At 63.6% G+C, this 19,536-nt stretch carries 16 protein-coding genes; 9 read left to right on the top strand and 7 right to left on the bottom strand.

Going from position 1 to position 19,536, the window contains the following annotated elements:
* The first annotated feature begins 40 nt into the window (after nucleotides 1-40).
* On the top strand, nucleotides 41-1,057 hold the full coding sequence (locus C725_RS11585) for a hypothetical protein (RefSeq protein ID WP_038283042.1): 1,017 nt from the start codon (nucleotides 41-43) through the stop codon (nucleotides 1,055-1,057).
* Here the strand turns inward: C725_RS11585 and C725_RS15850 are convergent.
* From C725_RS15850 to xseA, 4 genes are all read right to left on the bottom strand, one after another.
* The gene (locus C725_RS15850) at nucleotides 1,054-2,580 is read right to left on the bottom strand and encodes a 2OG-Fe(II) oxygenase family protein (protein ID WP_008603180.1); all 1,527 of its coding nucleotides are present in this window, start codon (nucleotides 2,578-2,580) and stop codon (nucleotides 1,054-1,056) included. The two genes, C725_RS11585 and C725_RS15850, sit on opposite strands and share 4 nt — an antisense overlap.
* 33 nt (nucleotides 2,581-2,613) lie before the next feature.
* Nucleotides 2,614-5,535: a TonB-dependent receptor domain-containing protein gene (locus tag C725_RS11595; RefSeq protein ID WP_008603181.1), complete on the bottom strand. Its 2,922-nt coding sequence runs from the start codon at nucleotides 5,533-5,535 to the stop codon at nucleotides 2,614-2,616.
* A 394-nt stretch (nucleotides 5,536-5,929) separates the two neighbouring features.
* Nucleotides 5,930-6,148, bottom strand: a complete 219-nt coding sequence (locus C725_RS11600; RefSeq protein WP_038283092.1) for a DUF2093 domain-containing protein — start codon at nucleotides 6,146-6,148, stop codon at nucleotides 5,930-5,932.
* Between the two features lie 51 nt (nucleotides 6,149-6,199).
* Nucleotides 6,200-7,702, bottom strand: a complete 1,503-nt coding sequence (gene xseA / locus C725_RS11605) for an exodeoxyribonuclease VII large subunit (protein ID WP_008603184.1) — start codon at nucleotides 7,700-7,702, stop codon at nucleotides 6,200-6,202.
* Nucleotides 7,703-7,747: 45 nt separating this feature from the next.
* On the opposite strand from xseA, the gene purD reads away from it, so the two are divergent.
* Complete coding sequence (gene purD, locus C725_RS11610; RefSeq protein WP_038283047.1) at nucleotides 7,748-9,010, top strand: phosphoribosylamine--glycine ligase; 1,263 nt, start codon at nucleotides 7,748-7,750, stop codon at nucleotides 9,008-9,010.
* A 15-nt stretch (nucleotides 9,011-9,025) separates the two neighbouring features.
* Here the strand turns inward: purD and C725_RS11615 are convergent, their stop codons facing one another.
* Nucleotides 9,026-9,850 (bottom strand): oxygenase MpaB family protein, encoded by an 825-nt coding sequence (locus C725_RS11615; protein ID WP_008603187.1) that lies wholly within the window; start codon nucleotides 9,848-9,850, stop codon nucleotides 9,026-9,028.
* 149 nt (nucleotides 9,851-9,999) lie between these two features.
* On the opposite strand from C725_RS11615, the gene C725_RS11620 reads away from it, so the two are divergent.
* Entirely contained in the window at nucleotides 10,000-11,529 is a 1,530-nt protein-coding gene (locus C725_RS11620; protein ID WP_008603189.1) for a S10 family peptidase, read from the top strand.
* Between the two features lie 54 nt (nucleotides 11,530-11,583).
* Here the strand turns inward: C725_RS11620 and C725_RS11625 are convergent, their stop codons facing one another.
* Nucleotides 11,584-12,213, bottom strand: coding sequence for a PEP-CTERM sorting domain-containing protein (locus C725_RS11625; protein WP_008603191.1), 630 nt, complete (start codon nucleotides 12,211-12,213; stop codon nucleotides 11,584-11,586).
* Nucleotides 12,214-12,443: 230 nt separating this feature from the next.
* On the opposite strand from C725_RS11625, the gene C725_RS11630 reads away from it, so the two are divergent.
* Both C725_RS11630 and C725_RS11635 read left to right on the top strand, forming a co-directional pair.
* A complete protein-coding gene (locus C725_RS11630; protein ID WP_008603193.1) occupies nucleotides 12,444-13,511 on the top strand; it encodes a phosphotransferase in 1,068 nt (355 codons plus the stop codon).
* Complete coding sequence (locus C725_RS11635) at nucleotides 13,511-14,224, top strand: dienelactone hydrolase family protein (protein ID WP_008603195.1); 714 nt, start codon at nucleotides 13,511-13,513, stop codon at nucleotides 14,222-14,224. Before C725_RS11630 ends, C725_RS11635 begins: the two co-directional genes overlap by 1 nt.
* Nucleotides 14,225-14,257: 33 nt before the next feature.
* On the opposite strand, the gene C725_RS11640 is transcribed toward C725_RS11635, so the two are convergent.
* On the bottom strand, nucleotides 14,258-15,580 hold the full coding sequence (locus C725_RS11640) for a hemolysin family protein (protein ID WP_008603197.1): 1,323 nt from the start codon (nucleotides 15,578-15,580) through the stop codon (nucleotides 14,258-14,260).
* A gap of 152 nt (nucleotides 15,581-15,732) precedes the next feature.
* On the opposite strand from C725_RS11640, the gene C725_RS11645 reads away from it, so the two are divergent.
* The 4 genes from C725_RS11645 (at nucleotide 15,733) to C725_RS11660 (ending at nucleotide 19,479) form a co-directional block, all read left to right on the top strand.
* Complete coding sequence (locus C725_RS11645; protein ID WP_008603199.1) at nucleotides 15,733-16,407, top strand: YiaD family glycine zipper/OmpA-like lipoprotein; 675 nt, start codon at nucleotides 15,733-15,735, stop codon at nucleotides 16,405-16,407.
* Between the two features lie 22 nt (nucleotides 16,408-16,429).
* Complete coding sequence (locus C725_RS11650) at nucleotides 16,430-17,113, top strand: OmpA family protein (RefSeq protein WP_149864657.1); 684 nt, start codon at nucleotides 16,430-16,432, stop codon at nucleotides 17,111-17,113.
* Nucleotides 17,114-17,249: 136 nt separating this feature from the next.
* Nucleotides 17,250-17,990 carry an ImuA family protein gene (locus C725_RS11655; protein WP_008603205.1) on the top strand — a complete coding sequence of 247 codons (741 nt, stop codon included), beginning with the start codon at nucleotides 17,250-17,252 and terminating at the stop codon, nucleotides 17,988-17,990.
* Entirely contained in the window at nucleotides 17,887-19,479 is a 1,593-nt protein-coding gene (locus C725_RS11660; protein WP_038283052.1) for a Y-family DNA polymerase, read from the top strand. Before C725_RS11655 ends, C725_RS11660 begins: the two co-directional genes overlap by 104 nt.
* The last annotated feature ends 57 nt before the right edge of the window (nucleotides 19,480-19,536 follow it).

Genomic DNA, 19,536 nt, shown 5'->3' on the forward strand with positions numbered 1-19,536 from the left:
AATATCTTGCGTAGACGAGAGCGGACGATAGGCCGGTGCCATGAAACAAGATTATCCTCTCTCCGATCCGGACTGGCTTGCTCATCGACACGACTATCTTAACTATCAGTATCACTTTCTTCTCGCCCCTCGAGCGGTACGCAGAGACGCCCTATTCGCAACTGACGAATATCTTCCAGCGGATTTGCGTTCGGTAACCATTTCAGAGGCCGAGGTAAGGAACGCGGCCCCCGATCAAGGCGCACTCAGCTATATATTTCATTCCGGTTTTTGCTGTTCGACATTAATGGCGAACGCGCTCGAGATTGCTGGGCATTGCACAAGCTTGAAGGAGCCCATGCTGCTGAACGACCTCGTCGGTTTTGGTCAACATTCGGGCAGGCGGAACGAACTCCCCGCAGTTCTCGAAACGGCGCTAAGGCTTCTTGCGAAGCCTTTTGATCCCAATAGCTTGATGCTTTTAAAGCCTTCAAATGTTCTAAATGGGTTTGCCCAGCCCATGCTAAACCTTAGGCCTGCCTCCAAAGCCCTCTTGATGTTTGCACCGCTGCCAGTATTCCTTGGGTCGATTGCGCGCAAAGGCCTTTGGGGCCGACTATGGGCGCGCGAACTTTTCCTCGTCTTGCGATCGCAGAACCTTACAGACTTAGGATTTGATGATCAGCAATATTTTGGTCAAACCGATCTGCAAATCGCCGCGATCTGCTGGCTCGCACATATGAAAATTTTTCAAGATTTGATCGATCGCCTCGGCAGCGCGCGGGTGAGAACGCTGGACAGTGAAACCACAGTCGAAATGCCGCACCAGGTTTTAGAGAGCGCGCTCATCTTCCTCGGGTTAGATGTACCTGAGGATGTCCGGGACGATATTGTCCGAAAAGGTGCCTTTCGCAAGCATTCGAAGTCTGGTGATGCCTTCTCACGGGAAGAACGGCGCATCGAGCAGTCGAAAGGAGACGCTCCGCATGCCGACGAGATCGAGAAGGTTTCACTTTGGGCTCATCAAATCGCCGAACGGAACGCGATCCCGCTGCGCCCGCAGGCCTCTCTTCTTTAGGTTCTGGCAGGGGCGATGTCGAAGGCCACCGTCATTCGCTCCCCCGCTGCAAATGGTTCCGTGCCATGCCACATAATAGACGGAAACAGCACCAGACGCCCAGGCTTGGGCTCTACATAACATTGTGGTGACAGACCGAAATTCAGTTCCGGCGGAGGAGCCCCCAAGGCAAGCCAACCCGAAGGTGCTACGCCTCTTTGGGGCGGTTCGGGCACAGTTACATAGAAGGCGGAGCTTAAATAGCCTTCCGGATGAATGTGAGGTGTGTGGTGCCCTGCCCCCTGTAGCCGCACCGACCAAGAGCCCGCAAATCTCACGACGTCAGGCTTGCTGCCAAATAGCGGATGAGAAAACTGCGCTAAATTTCGGCGAAGATGTTTGCGGACGGTCGTCGCCACGAGCCGTTTAAGGTTCTGAATCTCCGGCTCCGTTCTTGAAAAAAGTGGTCCATCGGTCTGTGTACCCCCCCGCACAGACTGACCCGCCATTTCCGCTTTCGCTACATGAAGTTGACGAAGTACACGCGCCAGACCGCTCAGGTCAATTTCCGTTCCCACGTCGTATATGCCGACAAGTTGAGGAGTATTATCGAAGATCTCACATCTCGGGTCGCCCAAAATGCGCCAGACGGATGCAAGATAGGGAAGCATCTGCTGTACCGCTTGATCAGCAAGAAAACGCTCCCCAATCGCAGCGGCCTGATCAAACCTACCGTACCGCGCCTCGTGGCGAATATGTCGGACAGCTAGACCGATTTGTTGAATAGGTTGCATTACATCGAATAGCTTACTGGCTCGTTCATCATCGCCGATCTCTGAAGCAGACACAGCTTCGTAAACTTGAAAAACTCGAGCCTCTCCGGCTATTCTCCGAGCTTCCGTGACACGCTGATCGAGTTCCTGAAACCTTTCTACTTTAACAAGCAGGTCAAAGTAGCATTGCCATAATTGATGATTTTTCGGCAGGCCGGCCAGCGCGGCGGTTACGGACGCACCATAAGCATCCCGCTCTCCCATCATCCATTGAAATGACGCCAAAAGTTCATGACCTTCGATCCACGAGGAGTTGCTGTGCAGAATGATCTGAAGATCCGCAATGGCCTGATGTCCCCGCCCCTCTGCCATCTGCGCCGCCGCCCGTCCCAAGAGAACCGCACCATCAGCAGGCGCCAACCTGCGCGCATTTTCAAAAAGCTCATATGCCGCCCCTCCTGCTTCATGCGTTGCCCGGGCGAGTGCATGGGCGATTGCCGCGCTGGAAGGCATAAGGCGGCTGGCCACGCTTAGTGCGTCGACGGCCGGACGGGAGTCAGCCAGATCCCGATAAACCAGGCCCAAGGCGTGCCAAAGCCGCGCATCGCTTGAATTGGTCCTTACAGCCTCTTTTAAAGCTTGAAGCACGTCTTCGGACGCTCCGACACGACGCGCTGCACGCACCCGCTCAATAATCGCATCAGCGTCTGTCACCATTAATCTAAAAGCCATCCAGTTTGAGAAGGAGCAAAAAAAAGGGCGGCATGCCAAGCATGCCGCCCCCTAAAACAATCGACCAGCCGATTAGAAGGTCAGACGACCCGTGATCGACATGCGACGACCCAGCGCATCATACGTCGTCGGGTAAGTGTTACCCGAGTTGTACGAGCTCGACCCAACGTAGTTGCTGACGAGCGGCGGCTTCTTGTCGAACAAGTTGTTCACACCAGCCGTCAACTCGAAGTTCTCCGTTGCACGGAAACGAGCTGTCAGATCGAAGTAATTATATGCACTGATCGACCGATACTCTTCCAGGGCGCCGGAGTAGGCGGCCCCGATCGGCTCAAGATCAACACCGTCAAGCCAGGTCCAAAGCACCGAGACGTCCACCGCATCCAGCGACAGCGTCGTGCGGAAGTTGAACGTGTATTCCGGTGTGATCGGCTCGCAGTTCTCGCTGTAATAGCCCACACACTCACGGTTGAGAGAGGTCGGGCTGGCGCGGAACTTCAGCTTATCGACCCAGTTGCCGTTAAAGTCGAAGTTCACGGCACCGAACGAGGCGGGGATCGAATAGGCGACGCGAAGGTCGACACCCGTCGTCTCAATCGTACCCTGGTTCGTGAGCTGCAGGATCAGACCCGGCGTATCGCCGCCGCCGTTAACGGAACCGTTCAACGGGTTGCGAACGATGTTCTGACACGCCGCAGGATCGCTACCCTGCCCATCATTGTTCTGGCCGTAGCAAGGCACGAGGATGTCGCCCGGCGTTGGGTTGGTGATCGCATCCGTAACCTTGATATTATAATAATCGGCCGTGATCGCCAGCCCCGGAACCTGCGGCGGCTGCAGAACGAGACCAACCGTATAGCTCTTCGCCTTCTCAACATCGAGATCCGGGTTACCACCAGCGGTAGCATTAGCCTGCGAGGCATTCGGCGTGGGGATGTTGCCAATCTGACTCGAAGGTGCACCCTGAGCGATACAGATCGCGGTCAAAGCCGCATTACCAACCGGGTTGGAGCCCGCGCAGGGATCGGTCGACAGAGCGGTAAGTCCCGTCACGACCGGACTGAAGAGTTCGCTGATGTTCGGCGAACGTACCGCACGCTGATAAATACCACGGACACGGTAGCCTTCGAAAGGCTCATAGGTACCACCAGCCTTCCACGTCGTGCTGGTGCCGGTGTTCGAGTAGTCAGAGTAGCGGATGCCTCCCTCTGCCGTCAGGCTGTAGATTCCTGGGATGTCTTCAAGGATAGGAACGATAAGCTCGCCAAAGACTTCCTTGACGTCGTAGCCGCCCGAGAAGCTGGGGCTTGGCGCGCCCGTACCCATGACCTCATCCTGGGTGCCAAAGGAAACGTCAGACACCTGGCTTGCACCATAGTCACGATATTCGGCGCCAAGCGCGAAGCCGACGGGCGTGTCGGTCAGGAAGCCCTGCTCACCCAGATCACCCGACAGCGAAGCGTTTGCCTGGAAAAGGGTCGTCTGGACCGTGTTACCAGCCGGCTGATTGAAGAAAGCGATCGATTCGTCGCTGACGGAAAGACCATCACCGAAGAGGTTGATCGGCGAACAGCCGTTCGACGTATCGACGCAGGTATCCGCATCGATCGCACGAAGCGCCTGCTGCACGCGGGACTTCAAACCCCAATTGGTAACATTCTGCCGACGATCCGACTCGCCATAGGTAGCGTATACGTCATAATCGATCGTATCCGTCAGACTACCACGAACACCAGTCCAAATCTGAAACTGGTTGGTTGTGTAGCGTGTCTGGCGCGGCCCCATTTCGATCAGGCGACGGTTGATGGTAACAGGAACCTCAAGATACCCGTCATCCGTAGGGTCTGTTGCCGCCCCTGCAGCAGCACAATCCGCCGCGCTCACACCGGCGCCCCCACAAATCTGGTTACGAATGGTGTCGTTGATGAACGGGTTGTTCAAAGGAAACTGCCACGTGTCGCCGAACAGGCCTGACGGGGCGAGCTGCAGATCAACAATCGACTTCGTGAACATGCCGCGCGTGTAGACTTCCACGTTGTCCGCGACCTCGTAGTGAGCATCGGCGAACACATTGAAGCGCTCAAGCGGCGTCTGGAAATAGTTGTCCGGAGCAAAGTTATACGTGTTGTAAGTGGGAACCAGCTGGCCAGTCTCAGGATCATACTGGTTGGTGCTGGAGTTATCGTCCCCGTCAAGAAGGCTTGTGATACGCGTTGGCTGGGCCGTTCCTGAGCCGACCTCGGACCCGTCATAGAAGAAGGTGTCCTGCGAAATCGAGCGGTTACCCTGAAGCACACCATCGATCTTCTGATATCCGACATTCATGGAGGCATTACCACGACCATCATCGAAGTTCGCGCCGAGAGTAACGTCACCGCGCACCCGGAAGCCGTCACCCGCTTCGGTAATGCCGGTCGTTCCAACAATCTCCGCGCCGGAGAAGTCACGCTTCAACACGAAGTTGGCGACACCCGAAATCGCGTCCGCACCGTACACGGAAGACGCACCGCCGGTCACCACTTCAACGCGCTCGATCAACGCCAGGGGAATGATGTTCAGGTCAACCGTTCCGGCCAAGCTCGTCGGAACAAGACGCGTGCCATCGAGAAGAACCAGATTACGGTTCGTACCGAGATTACGCAGGTTCAGGGATGAGAAGCCGGCACTACCGTTGTTAACGGAACTATTAATACCCGGCGAGATGCCCGGCAGTTCCCCGATAAGTTCCTCCGCGTTGGTTGCCTGGCGCAACGCCGCCTCATTCTCGCCGACTACCTGCACCGGACTTGACTGAACGAGATTTGGATTCGAAATGCGCGAACCGGTGATCACAATCGGATCGGTGACAACTGCTGGCGTTGCATTCTCAGAATCTTGATTCTGGGCAGCCGTAGCGGACTCATCAACCTGGGCATAGCCCGGCGCAGCGAAAGCAGCGACCGCGACGAGAGCAGTGCTCGCCTTCAGCGCTGTGCGGTAAAATGTATTGGTCACGTCCCAATCCCTCTTCTTGCTCTAAATGTGGCCACGCCAGCCGCCCGAACCGGTTTGGTTTGCCCCCCTGGGCGTCCCTCTATCAGCCGGCATGCGCGCACCTGATTGCCGCAGAACGGCATGAAGCGGTCTCTAGGTTAGGATTCGAGAGGCTGTAAAGCGTTCGTCACGGACCGGAACTATTAAGGGGTCGTAACTGTGGTCTTGCGGCCACACCGCCGGCGCCGGAATAGTTATGATCGCTCTGCGCGATGGGCACGCCCCATAACCGCCAAGCGGCTGTCGAAGAGGTCGCCTAGGCTTCGAAGAGACGTTTCATTCCGGACCTGCAGAGATTCTCGGACGTTGTTCCGAGATTAAGGTAGGACGCGGGTCCGACTCAGTAATGCAACCTCTAAAGGTCCCCTGCCGCCCGGGCCTCGGCGTAGCGGGCGTTGGCGATTTCTGCGGATGCGTAGGGTTCCTGGAGCTCGTGGCTCCAGTAGCGCAGGTCGTTCAGCATGATCTTCTGCCCCGTCACCGCGCACAGAACGTGGTCGCCCTGTGACACCACGCGAAAGGTGCCGGATTTGTAATCGAGGCGGGCGGGCCGGTTCTGTCCGAGTCTGAGCATGATGCCCATTACCGCGAAAGCGGCCGCGTCCTCAAGGCATCGCGGATGCGGCTAGAACAGGTCGGGCTGGCCGGGCGGCGCGGGCTTTGGCGCCTTTGTCCGCTTCGGCCTTTCGCGCTGCGCGGAATTGGGCTCGCCCGGGCCGCTGCCCCCCGAAGGATCGTCGGGGTCCGAACCGGCAGCCGTGCGCACCGAAAGGGCGCCATCGGAAAAGCGCAGCATCAGGCTCGCCAGCTCGCCGGCACGCGCCGCACTCGTCACCGGCCGCCCGCCCGGCCCCTCTACGAGGGCGAAACCGCGCTGGAGCGGGCGGCGCGGATCGAGCGAGGCGAGAACGCGGCACGTATCCTTCAGGCGCTGGTCGTGGCGCAGCCAGGACCGCTGCAGAAGATCCGGACCGAGGCGCGCGGATACGCGCTGCAGGTCGCGGGCGGCATCGCGCCGCGCCTGCATTCCGGCGCGGCGAAGGCGGTCCTCGAGCGCAGCGAGACGCTCTGCCCGCATGTCGAAGATCGTCTTCGGTCCCGGCAGCCTTGCCGCCAGATCGTCGAGCCGCTGCTGGCGCGCCTCGATCAGTGTCGCGGGCGCGGGCAACCGGGCGGCGAGCATGGCGGCCCGCTCCGCGCAGGCGCGCTGCCCCTGTCGCATCGCCCCGTCCAGGCGTGCGGCCTGATCGGCAATAAGGGCGGCAAGCTCGGCGCGCACGGGTACCGCGCGCTCCGCGGCGGCCGTTGGCGTGGGCGCCCGGTGATCGGCGGCGAAATCGCACAGCGTCGTATCGGTCTCGTGGCCGACGGCGCTGATAACCGGAATGCCGCTGGCCGCCACCGCGCGGACGACCGCCTCCTCATTAAAGGCCCAGAGATCCTCGATGGAGCCGCCACCGCGCGCAACGATGATGAGATCGGGCGCGTCCGGCAGGGCGTTCAATCCCGCAATGCCGCGCGCCACCTCCCCTGCCGCGCCCTCACCCTGAACCTTGACCGGCCATAGCAGGACATTGCGGGGAAACCGCTCCTCCAGCCGGTGCAGCATGTCCCGGATGACGGCGCCGGTGGGCGATGTGACGATCCCGATGCGGCGCGGCAGGAACGGCAGCGCACGCTTGCGTTCGGGCGCGAACAATCCCTCCGCCCCGAGCGCCGCCTTTCGCTTTTCGAGAAGCGCCATCAGGGCGCCGGCGCCCGCGACCGCCATGCGCTCGACGACGATCTGGTATTTGGAGCGGCCGGGATAGGTTGTGACGCGTCCCTGCGCGATCACCTCCAGCCCATCCTCCGGCGCAAAATCGAGCCGCGCCCGCGACGTGCGCCACATGACGGCGTCGATGCAGGCATCCTCGTCCTTCAGCGTGAAATAGGCGTGGCCGGAGGCCGGCGTCTTCCAGCCGGAAATTTCGCCGCGCAGGCGCACATGGCCGAAACGGTCCTCGACCGCGCGCTTCAGTTCGATCGACAGTTCGCCGACGGTGAATTCATAGGCGTTGCCGCCGGAATCGCCGCCGGCGCCAGAGGGGCCGGGGGCGCCGGGGTCGAGTCCGGGAATGCTTGCCATGCCCCGCTTGTTATGGATGCGGGGGCCGCGCTACAAGCCGCCGCCATGAACCTTCTTCTGATCGGCGGCGGCGGGCGCGAGCATGCGCTTGCCTGGAAACTCGCCAAATCGCCCCTTCTCGACACGCTTTACGCCGCGCCCGGCAATCCGGGTATCGCGGAGCATGCGGAGATCGCCGCGCTGGATGTCGGCGACCATGACGCGGTGATCGCCTTCTGCCGGGAAAACAGCGTCGAACTGGTGGTGGTCGGGCCGGAGCAGCCGCTGGTGAACGGGCTGGCCGACGCTCTGAAGGCGGCAGGTGTCCGCTGCTTCGGACCGAGCGCGGCGGGTGCGCGGCTGGAGGGGTCGAAGGGCTTCACCAAGGATCTGTGCGCGAAATACGACATCCCCACCGCCGCCTATGGCCGCTTCACCGACCCGGAGGGCGCGAAGGCCTTTCTGGACGGCCGCGACGCGCCCTACGTCATCAAGGCTGACGGGCTTGCGGCGGGCAAGGGCGTGGTGATTGCGGAAAGCCGCGACGAGGCAGAGGCGGCGATCGAGGAGATGTTCGCCGGCCGCTTCGGCGCGGCGGGCGCTGAGGTCGTGGTCGAGGAGTTCCTGTCCGGCGAGGAAGCGAGCTTTTTCGCGCTTTGCGACGGCCAGACCGTGCTGCCGCTGGCGGGCGCGCAGGATCACAAGCGCGTGGGCGACGGCGATACCGGTCCGAATACGGGCGGCATGGGCGCCTACTCCCCCGCGCCCGTGCTGGATCAGGCGATGCAGGATCGCGTGATGGCGGAGATCGTCGAGCCCACCGCGCGCGCAATGGCGACAGAGGGCGCGCCCTACGTTGGCGTGCTTTATGCCGGGCTGATGATCGGTCCGAAGGGACCGCAGCTGATCGAATATAATTGCCGCTTTGGCGATCCCGAATGCCAGGTGCTGATGATGCGGATGAAGTCCGATCTGCTGCCGGCGCTGCTGGCAGCGGCGGACGGGCAATTGTCGAACTTCACGCTGCAATGGCACGAAGATCCCGCACTGACGGTCGTCATGGCGGCGGAGGGTTATCCGGGCACGCCGAAGACGGGCGGGCGGATCGCCGGTATCGACGCCGCGGAGTCGGGCGGGGCAAAGGTCTTTCACGCCGGGACGAAGAGAGACGGGGACGATCTCGTGGCGAGCGGCGGCCGCGTTCTCAACGTGACGGCGATGGCGCCGACCCTGCGCGAAGCGGCCGACACCGCCTACTCGGCGTGCCAAGCCGTGGAGTGGGCGGACGGCTTCTATCGCCACGATATCGGGCACCGCGCGCTCGGCTGAGAAACACGCGGGGCGCTAACCGGCCATGGCCCAGCCGACCGTGCGGGTCAGCGCCGCGGCGCCCGCACGCACGGCGATACGCTCGCCCGGCAGGCTGCGAAAGCCGTGCATGCTCCGCGCCCAATCGGGCAGCAGGTCGGCGCCCGCGCGCAGGATCAGGTCGACCGCCGGCTGCGCCGCCGCCTTGCCCGCGCGGTGGGACATCAGCACGCCGCGAACGTCCCGCACGCGGGCATCGGCACGCAGTTCCGATCGGATGTCGCGCAGGAACGCCTCCGCCCCCGCCCGGCTGGCTGGCACATCGCTGGCGCCGAGCCGCTCGGCCACGACGACATTCTCCGCAAAATAGCGATCCTGATCGGCGCGGGTCATTCCCGGTTCCTTGTAGCGTTTCCAGGCCGCGAGGAAGCTGGTCAGTTCCGTGATGTGAACCCAGTTCAGAAGATGCGGATCGTCCGCGGCATAGGGCGTGCCGTCCGGAAGCGTGCCCGTGACGTAGGCATGGACGCTGCGCACGCGCGCGATCGCCGCCTGCGCGTCCGCCTCTCGACCATAGGTTGTTGCGGCGATGAACCGCGCAGTGCGGCGCAGCCGGCCGAGCATATCCTGCCGGAAATTGGAATGATCCCATACCCCGCCAAGCGCGCCGGGGTGCAGCATCTGCAGGAGGAGGGCGGAGATGCCGCCGATCATCATGGTCGTGACATTCCCGTGGACCCGGCGCGAAACCGCCCCCTCGGTGAACAGGCCGATCCCGCGTTCGAAATCGTCACCGCGCGCGGGCTCCGCAGCGAACATGCCGCGGATCTCGCCCGCAATGGCTGTGCGTACCGGGTTCATCACACCGCCTTAACGCCGTGAAGGCGCCAACGGCAGCAGCGCGACGAAATGCCCGGACGAACCCCGTCCTCGCCGTCCGTCGCAGGCCGGTTGCCGGCGCCGTCCCCCGGTCCTATGCGGCCAGCAAACCAAGAAGAAGGATACGCCTCTTGCCCGTTAAGCCGCTCGCCCTCCTCCTCGCCGCAACGACGGCAGTCTCTCTGACCGCCGCGCCGGGCGCCGCGCAGGATACGGAGGTGACCTCGACCGTCGAGAAGAAGGTCGAGGACGACATGCAGCTTCCGCCGCTGCCCGAGGACAAGACGGTGCGCCAGTCGGTCAGCATCGACGGCCGCACGATCAGCTATGACGCGACCGTCGGCAGCGTTCCCGTACGCGACGAGACGGGCAAGGTGATCGGCCAAGTTGTCTATACCGCCTACACGCGCCCCGATGCCGGCCCCGATCGGCCGGTGACCTTTGCCTTCAACGGCGGTCCCGGCGCGTCGAGCGTTTATCTGAACATGGGCGCGGTCGGGCCGAAGCGCGTTCAATTCGGCTCGCAGGGGGACGCGCCCTCCGATTCCGCCATCGCCGTCGACAATCCGAACAGCTGGATCGGCTTCACCGATCTCGTCTTCATAGACCCGATCGGTACCGGCTTCAGCCGCAGCCTCGTCGACAAGGAGAAGACGGCAAAGGCGTTCTATGCCAACGATCCCGACATCAAGTATCTGTCGAAGGTGGTCTTTGACTGGCTGGTGAAGGAGGAGCGCCTTCGCTCCCCCAAATATCTGATGGGCGAAAGCTATGGCGGCTACCGCGCGCCGCGCATCGCCTATGAACTGCAATCGCAGATCGGCATCGGGGTGAACGGGCTGTTCCTGGTGTCGCCCTATCTCGACCCGGCCTCCGGCGCCGGGTCCACCGCGCTGTCGCCGATTCCATGGATGATCGACCTGCCGTCGATGGCGGCCTCCGAGCTGGAACGGCAGCACCAGCTGACGCCGCAGGCAATGGCAGAGGTGGAAGCCTATACGCGCGGACAGTTCGCGACCGATCTGCTGCGTGGACGGTCCGACCCGCAGGCCGTGGCGCGGCTGGTGGAGAATGTCAGCCGCCTGACCGGCCTCGACCCCGAACTGGTGCAGGACATGGGCGGCCGGGTCGATGCCGGCACCTATTTGCGGGAAGTGCACCGCGAGCAGGGCCTGATCGGCAGCATCTACGATTCCAACGTCACCGCCTATGACCCCTTCCCCTGGTCGGCGCAGCGTCAGTCCAACGACCCCATTCTGGATGCGCTGATCGCCCCCACGACGAGCGCCATGGTCGATTTCATGACCCGCGTCGTCGGCTGGAAGACCGATGCGCGCTATCATGCCCTCTCCTATGAGGTGAACCAGGCCTGGGATCGCGGAAAGCCCGACGATACGCCGGTCGAGGATCTGCGCCGCGCCATCGCCAACGATCCGCGCATGGCGGTCATGATCGTACACGGCTGGGACGACCTGTCCTGCCCGTTCTTCGCCTCGCGCCTGATCGTCGATCAGATGCCCGATTTCGGCATGGGCGAGCGTGTGGACCTGAACGTCTATCCGGGCGGACACATGTTCTACAGCCGCAGCGACAGCGGCGCCGCGTTCAAGGCGGACGCCCGCGCGATTTATACGGGTGCCGCCAGCGGCGCTGAATCCTGACACGGTGCTGCCCGCCCCGGACTAGCGGGGACGGGCAGCCATGACGCCCGAACGTCAGACGAAGCGGCGACGCCTCACCGCGACCAGCCCGGCAATCCCTAGCCCAAGAAGGCCAAACGCAGCCGGGGCCGGCACGGCGGCTGACACCTCGACATTGTCGAAATTGAAGAACGGCGTATCGCCAATGCCGAAGAAGGTGACGCTTTCGACGCTGGTGAACGGCAGGGCGAACGTGGTCAGCTCCGTATCGCTGGCGAAGTCGAGATCGAAAAACGAAGAGGCATTGTCATTGGCGTAGAAGCGAACCGTGCCGCCGACACCGCCAAAGTTCATCGTTCCGGCGAGATCGATGAAGGTGAAATCGAACAGGCCGCCATCGTTACGGGTCAGGGTATTGAGCGCCCCTTCCCGGTTGGAAACCAGCGCAGCACCGTTCGGATCGACCTGTGACGGGCTCTGGTTGCCATAGACGAGGTAGCGCGTGATCGGCAGCAGATCCCCGAGCACGCCGCCCGTGCTGGTAAAGGTATAGCCCTGCGCGCTGTAAGGCGAGCCGACGAATTGCGCGCTGCCGCCATCATAGGCGAGTTCGTCGAAGTTGATGGTTACGGCGCCAGCGGGGATGGCGAAAAGCAAGGCGGCTGCGGCTGTCGCGAGGGTCTTCGTACCATTGAACATGATCATTCCTACTCTTCCATGGCTCGACCCTGCGACACAGGAAGCAAGGGGCGGGCCAGTCCCGCAATTCCGCCGATGTCAACTTAACGGCCTAATCAATTGTAAAGATTGCCGACATTCACGAACACGCCGCCCCATCCTGGATATGCGCGAGCGCGGCGCCTCTCTTTTCGGCCAATGTTCGCGCCGTCTGCGACATGCGAGAGATAAACCGGAACGATCTGGGAGAGTATTGGATGGCAGAGCGGCAGGAACAGTTTTCCGGCACGCAGGAGGTGCGCGAGGCGCACCGGTTCGACGAGGCAAGCCTCGAGCGGTGGATGACGGTCAATGTCGAGGGGTTCGCCGGACCGCTTTCCGTCTCGCAGTTCAAGGGCGGTCAGTCGAACCCGACCTACAAACTGCAAACGCCGGGAAAATCCTATGTGCTGCGCCGCAAGCCGCCGGGCAAGCTCCTGAAGTCCGCGCACGCCGTCGACCGGGAGTACAAGGTCATCACGGCGCTTCATGCGCAGGGGTTTCCCGCGCCGCGCACCTATGGCCTGTGCACGGACGAAGACGTTATCGGCACGTGGTTCTATGTCATGGATATGGTCGAGGGCCGGATCTTCTGGGACACGACCTTTCCCGAAGTTCCGCGAGAGGAGCGTCGTGCCTATTTCGACGCGATGAACGCCACCATCGCGCAGCTGCACAATTTCGATCCCGACGCTATCGGCCTGGGCGATTACGGCAAGAAGCAGGATTATCTCGCCCGCCAGATCGGGCGATGGGGCGGGCAGTACAAGGCCGATGAGCAGGCCGGCCACATTCCCGAAATGGACGCGCTTTGCGAATGGCTTCCTGCAAACATCCCGCCAGAGGGCGCGGCGCGCGTCGTGCACGGGGATTATCGCTGCGACAACATGGTGTTCCACCCGACGGAGCCGAAGGTCATCGCCGTGCTGGACTGGGAATTGTCGACGCTCGGCGATCCGGTTGCGGACTTCACCTATCACCTGATGATGTACCGTATGCCGCCGCAGGAAACCGCGGGTCTCGTCGATCGCGACCTTGGCGAACTCGGCATCCCGACCGAGGAAGACTATGTGCGCGCCTATTCCGAGCGGACCGGGCTAAAAGAGATCCCCGACGTGAATTTCTACATGGCCTACAACATGTTCCGGCTTGCCGCGATCATCCACGGCATCAAGGGGCGCTATATTCGCGGCACCGCATCGAATAAACATGCCGCCGCCATGGCCGAGCGGTTCGTGCCACTGGCGCAGTTGGCATGGGAACAGGCAAAGAAAGCGGGGGCGTGATGACCAAGCGGCGCGAATTCGAGATCGAGACGGATGGCATCACGCTGCGAAGCCTGCTCGTGACGCCCGAGGGGGAGGCTCCGTTCGCCGCGGTCCTGATCTTTCCGCAATGGTCGGGCCGCTCCCCCTCCGAAGAGACGTTCGCGGAAAGGCTCGCCGCGCTCGGCTACGCCGCGATCGCCTGCGATCTCTACGGGGATGCGCGGCGGGGCCGCGACACCGCGGAAAACGAAGCGCTGATGACGCCGCTGACGGACGATCGCGCCCGCCTTCGCACACGGCTTGAGGCGACGTTGGCGGCCGCGCGCGACCTGGACGAGGTGGACGCCGACCGGATTGCGACAGCGGGCTTCTGCTTCGGCGGCCTCTGCGCCATCGACCTTGCCCGCAGCGGCGCGGATATTCGCGCCTGCGCCAGCTTCCATGGCCTCCTCTCCGCACCGGAGGGTCTCGACGAGAGGGAAATCAGGGCGACGGTCGCGGTCTATCACGGCTGGGCCGATCCGATGGCGCCGCCCGATCACGTCGTCGCGCTGGGCGAGGAACTGACGCGCCGCAAGGCCGACTGGTACCTGACCGGATATGGCCATGCCGTGCACGCCTTCACGCGGGAGGATGCCGACGACCGGGACAGCGGCATCGCCTATGACGCCCATGCCGACCGCCGGTCCTGGCGTGACTTTACCGGCCTGCTGGAAGAGGCGCTGGCGTAGCGCGGATCGAGCGCGCCGGTCGGCGCCCCGGCGCTATTCCTCAGGCGTCTCGTCGAGGCGCAGCGGCGTGGCCAGAACCTTGTCGATCTTGTGACCGTCCAGATCGATGATTTCGAAGCGGCAGCCGCCGAATTCGAAGTTTTCACCAGTCTCGGGAATGTGAGTCAGGACAGCAAGCGCGAAGCCGGCCACGGTCTCGAAATCCCGGTCGTCCGGGTCCGGGATCGTAATATCCAGAATGTCGGCCATTTCGTCGGCGTGCATCGATCCCGCAAGCAGCCAGGAGCCGTCACCGCGCTCGACCGCGCGCTCCTCCTCCCCCTCATCGACGTCCGAGGCGAAGACGCCGGCAATGGCGGACAAAAGGTCGGACGGCGTCAGCACGCCTTCGAAATGTCCGTATTCGTCATGGACCAGACCCATGGGGATTTCCGCGCGGCGAAGAATATCGAGCGCGTCGGACGCATCCATCACGTCCGGGATACGCGGCGCCGACATCATCAGCGTGCGCAGATCGAGGGGCGCGCCCGCAAGGACGGCCGCGAGCACATCGCGCGCCTGAATGACGCCCAAAATGCGGTCCACGGCCCCTTCGGCGACCGGAAGGCGCGTATGCGGGCTGTCGATCAGATGCTGGCGCACGGTCTGCTCGTCCGCATCGACGTCCAGCCAATCAACCTCCGTCCGGGGTGTCATGACTCCCCGGACCGGCCGGTCGGCAAGGCGCATGACCCCGGAAATCATCAGGCGCTCCGATTCCTCGATGGCGCCGGATTGCTGCGCTTCCGCCACCAAGAGGCGCAGCTCCTCCGCCGTGACACGCTGCTCCGCCCGCTCGGATCCGCCCACCAAGCGCAGCAGAACATTCGTGGAATTGTCCAGGAACCAGACGAGGGGACCGGCGATCTTCGCCAGAATGGCCATGGGCGGCGCGATGATACAAGCCACCGCCTCGGGCGATTGCAGCGCGAGTTGTTTCGGCACGAGCTCACCGATGGTCAGTGTCAGATAGGTGATCGTCCCGACGACGATGATGATGCCCACATTGTCGGCAACGCTCGCGGGAATGGGCGTACCGGCAAGGAACTGGGCGAGCGGTTCCGTCAGTGTGGCCCCGGAATACAGACCGTTGATGATCCCGACGAGCGTTATACCGATCTGGACCGTCGACAGGAACGGCCCCGGCTCCCGGTGCAGGCGCAGGGCGATTTCCGAACCGGCCTTGCCGCGATTGACCATCGCCTGCAGCCGTGCCTCCCGCGAGGAAACAATGCACATTTCGGACATGGCGAAGACGCCGTTCGCGGCGATCAGGGCCAGGATAATGAGAAGGTCGGACCAGGGAAAATCTGACATGGGCTGAACGGTCCATAGCGACGTTCCGCGCGATTGGCGACATCAAGCGCATAGAGCGGAACGATTTGTTCGGGAAGGAAGCCTGCCGGGAACCGGCGGGTCTACCCTTCGTAGATGCGGTCATGCTACGCAGATTCCAGAAAGGATATTCCATGCGCGCTATTTCCGCTTCGCTTCTCATGGCTGCGACAGCCAGTTTCGCTCTCACCGCCTGCGTCACCGATCCCGTTACGGGGGAACGCCGGGTCAATCAGGCCGTGTACACAGGCGCGCTCGGCGCCGGTGTCGGTGCCGGCCTTGGTGCCATTCTCGGCGGCAAGAGCAATCGGACAGAGGTGCTCGTCGGCACCGGTATCGGCGCGGTCGCCGGCAGCGCGGTCGGCGTCTATCTGGAAAACCAGAAGAAGAAGATGGAGGAGGCAACGCAGGGCACCGGCATCGAAGTGACGAACACCGGCGATTCGCTGCTTCTCAACATTCCCAGCCAGGTCACCTTCTCTTCCGGTTCCTATACCATCACGCCGGAATTCCGCCCCACGCTCGACAAGGTTGCGGGCGTTCTGACGGAATATGACCGCAGCTTCGTCGACGTTTACGGCCATACCGATTCCGATGGGTCGGACGCCTTCAACCAGCGCCTGTCCGAACAGCGCGCGGAAAGCGTCGCCAATTATCTGGTGCAGGACGGCGTGCTTCGCCAGCGGATCGCAACACGCGGTTTCGGAGAGACGCAGCCCGTCGCAAGCAACGACACGGCCAGCGGCAAGGCCCAGAACCGCCGTGTCGAGATCAAGGTCGTGCCCGTAACCGAAGAACCGGCGGCTTAAACGCGTGATCGGGGGCTTTCGCATGAAGGGGATTGGGCGGCCGCTGAGCGGCGCGGCCATGGCCATCGTCGTTCTGGCACTCGCAGCCTGTACGCCGCCGGCCGGACAAAGCAATGCGCCGCAGCGGGTTCCGGCCCCTGCCCCGGCGCCGTCAGCCTCCGTGGCGGCGCGATCCGCGCCGCTGATCGGCGGGGTGGCCGACCGCTTCGACATCATCCGTGCCGACGGATCGGTGGCGCCGCTGCCGGCAACCCAGGTGGAACCCTATCTGGACCTGCAGGAGGCCCGGCTGCAGGAGATCGGCCGCGCGGCCGGCGTGACCGTGAACCGGGAAGCGGGTGCCCTACTCCTGACCATGCCGGGGGCGTCGACCTTCGGCGTCAACGAGGCGGTGATCGGCCCCGGTTTCCGGCGCACGCTCGATTCCATCGCGCAGGTGCTGGCGACATACCAGCAAAGCTATGTCGACGTGATCGGCCATACCGATTCCAGCGGTGCGGACGTCTACAACATGACCTTGTCGCAGCGCCGGGCCGAGAGCGTCGCCAATTATTTCGCTGCGAAGGGCGTAAGGCGGGTTCGCCTGGCAACGCTGGGTCGCGGCGAGCTCGATCCTGTCGCCAGCAACGACACCGAAGCCGGCAAAGCGCTGAACCGCAGAGTCGAAATTCGCATCGTTCCCATTACCCAGCCGGCCACGAGCTGATTTTGAAACCCTGAACTGGCGGCTTTCCGCCGCTTGTCGGCCTTGCAGGGGAAACCCCATGCAAGGCCGATTGACTCGGAGCGTGCTTTTTGGATTCATGCAAAGAACAAATCATGAACAATGGCGTTCGAAATGTATGAAGTCTTCCCGAGAAACCGCTGCCCTGCCGGGCACTTGCCGTGCCGCCATGCTGGCGCCGGAACCGAGCGAATCGGGATTTGCCAGCCAAGCACCGGATTTGCCGGGACAGCCGACGCTGACCGAAATATTCGGTTCGGCGCAGGAAGGCGCGGCCATTGCCTTTACGCTCGCACAATTGCCGCGTCAGGGGTCTGTCCTCTGGGTGCAGGACCGTGTGAGCGCGCTGGAAGCCGGCATGCCCTACGGGCCGGGTCTGGCATCCTACGGCCTCTCTCCCGACCGGCTCGTGCTGGCCTGCGGACGGGGGGCTCCGGACGTGCTCTGGGCGCTGGAGGAAGGGTTAAGGTGCAGCGGCCTCGGCGCCGTGATCGGGGAAATGTGGGGCGATCCGCGCGCGCTGGACTTCACCGCGACCAAGCGCCTGCTGCGCCGCGCAGAGGCAAGCGGGATTCATGCCTTTCTGATCCGCTGGAACGCGCAGGCCGGCCTGTCCGCTGCACGGCGACGGTGGCGGATTGCCGCCCTGCCCTCGCCGCCCGCGACATTCGATCCGAAGGCCCCCGGCGCGCCCCTGTGGCAGGCGGATCTGTTCCGGGCACGCGGCCGCCGGCCCGGCCTGTGGCATGCGCGCTATGACGGGTCGGCGCATCATATCCATATGGCTGCCCCACCTGCCCATCGACCTCTGGACGCGCAGGCAGGCAGAGGCGACCTTCCCCTGCGCGGCGCGGCCTGAACCGGACGTGCGGACGGCAGATCGCCGTCCGTTGGTCCTCGCCGTCCAGGGTCCGCACGGTCCCATCATCCACGACATGGACAGGACGGCCTGCCGGCTGGGGCTGAAACGCGGCGCGCGGATAACGGACATTCGCGCGCTGGTCCCGAACTTGTGCGTGGAGGATGCGGACCCGTCCGCGGAAACCGCAGCGCTACAGCGTCTGGCCGTCTGGGCCCGGCGCTGGTGTCCCTGGACGCAGACCGACGGAGCGGACGGCATCTTCCTCGACATTAGCGGATCGGCGCATCTTGCCGGCGGAGAGGGCGCCCTGCTGCGCGAGATGAGAGAAGCCTTCGGCCGGGCAGGACTACGGATTCGCGCCGCCGCCGCCGCCACCCCGGGCGCCGCCTGGGCGCTGGCCCGCTATGGCGGCCGGCGTCTTCTGCTGTGCCGCGACGAGCAAACACAAGACTGCCTCGCGCCCCTGCCAGCCGCATCGCTGCGCCTGCACCCCGACACGGTGCTGCTGCTCGAGCGGCTGGGCCTGAAGACCATCGGTGCCCTGGCGGCCATACCGCGAGAGGCCCTGGTTCGACGCTTCCGCCGGGCGGAGACGCCGGACGCCAACCCTGTCTTGCGGCTGGATCAGGCCATGGGGCGGCTGGCGGAACCGCTTGTCCCGGGTCGCCCCGCCCCCCCGCTGCGGGCCGCGCGGCGTCTTGCAGAGCCCATCGGCGACCTCGCCGGTATAGAGAATGTCCTCGGCGATCTGATGCTGGATCTGACCGGTCGCCTGGGCACCGCCGCGCGCGGCGCGCGGCACTTGCGCCTGACAGGGTATCGCACCGATGGCGGCACCGCGTGGCTGGAGGCCCGCACCTCCACACCCAGCCGCGACCCGGCCCATTTGACACGATTGTTCGCGGAGGATCTGCCCCGTCTCGATCCGGGTTTCGGTTTCGATGCCATGACGCTGGAGGCGGCGGCCCATGAAGCGCTTTCCGCCCATCAGGGGGGATTGGCGGGAGAGGACAGGGCGGAAAGCGCGCTGACCACACTCCTCGACCGGCTCATGGCGCGTCTCGGCAGCGCGAATGTCAGCCGGCTGAGACCGCGCGGCAGCCATGTGCCCGAGCGTGCCGAGACGCGGGAAGAGGTGCAGGCCCCCATCTCCACTCCTTCCGAATCGGCGTCCCTGTCGCGCCACCGGCCGCCACGTCCGCCGCGCCTCCTGTCCCGGCCGGAGGAAGCGGAGGTCCTCTACGCCTTGCCGGAAGGCCCCCCTGCGCGGCTTGCCTGGCGCCGCCAGTCCCACCGCATCGTCAGGAGCGAGGGTCCGGAGCGCATCGCCCCGGAATGGTGGCGGGAAAAAAGCACAGTACGCCTGCGCGACTATTATCTGGTCGAGGATGAAGGCGGGCGGCGTTTCTGGCTGTTTCGGGAGGGGGTGCCGGGCGATGGCCGCGGCGGCGCGCCACGCTGGTTCGTGCAGGGCCTGTTCGGCTGACCCTCTGAGCCCCGCCCCCATCCACCGCCGCCCGTCCCTCGCCCGCCTCATGAACCT

The organism is Pacificimonas flava (assembly GCF_000342165.1).
Lineage (GTDB): Bacteria > Pseudomonadota > Alphaproteobacteria > Sphingomonadales > Sphingomonadaceae > Pacificimonas > Pacificimonas flava.

Bases quoted from the DNA above. Each gene is read 5' to 3' on its own strand.
- C725_RS11585 (WP_038283042.1), top strand. From the start codon at position 41: ATGAAACAAGATTATCCTCTCTCCGATCCGGACTGGCTTGCTCATCGA.
- C725_RS11600 (WP_038283092.1), bottom strand. From the start codon at position 6,148: ATGCTCAGACTCGGACAGAACCGGCCCGCCCGCCTCGATTACAAATCC.
- xseA (WP_008603184.1), bottom strand. From the start codon at position 7,702: ATGGCAAGCATTCCCGGACTCGACCCCGGCGCCCCCGGCCCCTCTGGC.
- purD (WP_038283047.1), top strand. From the start codon at position 7,748: ATGAACCTTCTTCTGATCGGCGGCGGCGGGCGCGAGCATGCGCTTGCC.
- C725_RS11615 (WP_008603187.1), bottom strand. From the start codon at position 9,850: ATGAACCCGGTACGCACAGCCATTGCGGGCGAGATCCGCGGCATGTTC.
- C725_RS11625 (WP_008603191.1), bottom strand. From the start codon at position 12,213: ATGATCATGTTCAATGGTACGAAGACCCTCGCGACAGCCGCAGCCGCC.
- C725_RS11630 (WP_008603193.1), top strand. From the start codon at position 12,444: ATGGCAGAGCGGCAGGAACAGTTTTCCGGCACGCAGGAGGTGCGCGAG.
- C725_RS11635 (WP_008603195.1), top strand. From the start codon at position 13,511: ATGACCAAGCGGCGCGAATTCGAGATCGAGACGGATGGCATCACGCTG.
- C725_RS11640 (WP_008603197.1), bottom strand. From the start codon at position 15,580: ATGTCAGATTTTCCCTGGTCCGACCTTCTCATTATCCTGGCCCTGATC.
- C725_RS11645 (WP_008603199.1), top strand. From the start codon at position 15,733: ATGCGCGCTATTTCCGCTTCGCTTCTCATGGCTGCGACAGCCAGTTTC.
- C725_RS11650 (WP_149864657.1), top strand. From the start codon at position 16,430: ATGAAGGGGATTGGGCGGCCGCTGAGCGGCGCGGCCATGGCCATCGTC.
- C725_RS11655 (WP_008603205.1), top strand. From the start codon at position 17,250: ATGAAGTCTTCCCGAGAAACCGCTGCCCTGCCGGGCACTTGCCGTGCC.
- C725_RS11660 (WP_038283052.1), top strand. From the start codon at position 17,887: ATGACGGGTCGGCGCATCATATCCATATGGCTGCCCCACCTGCCCATC.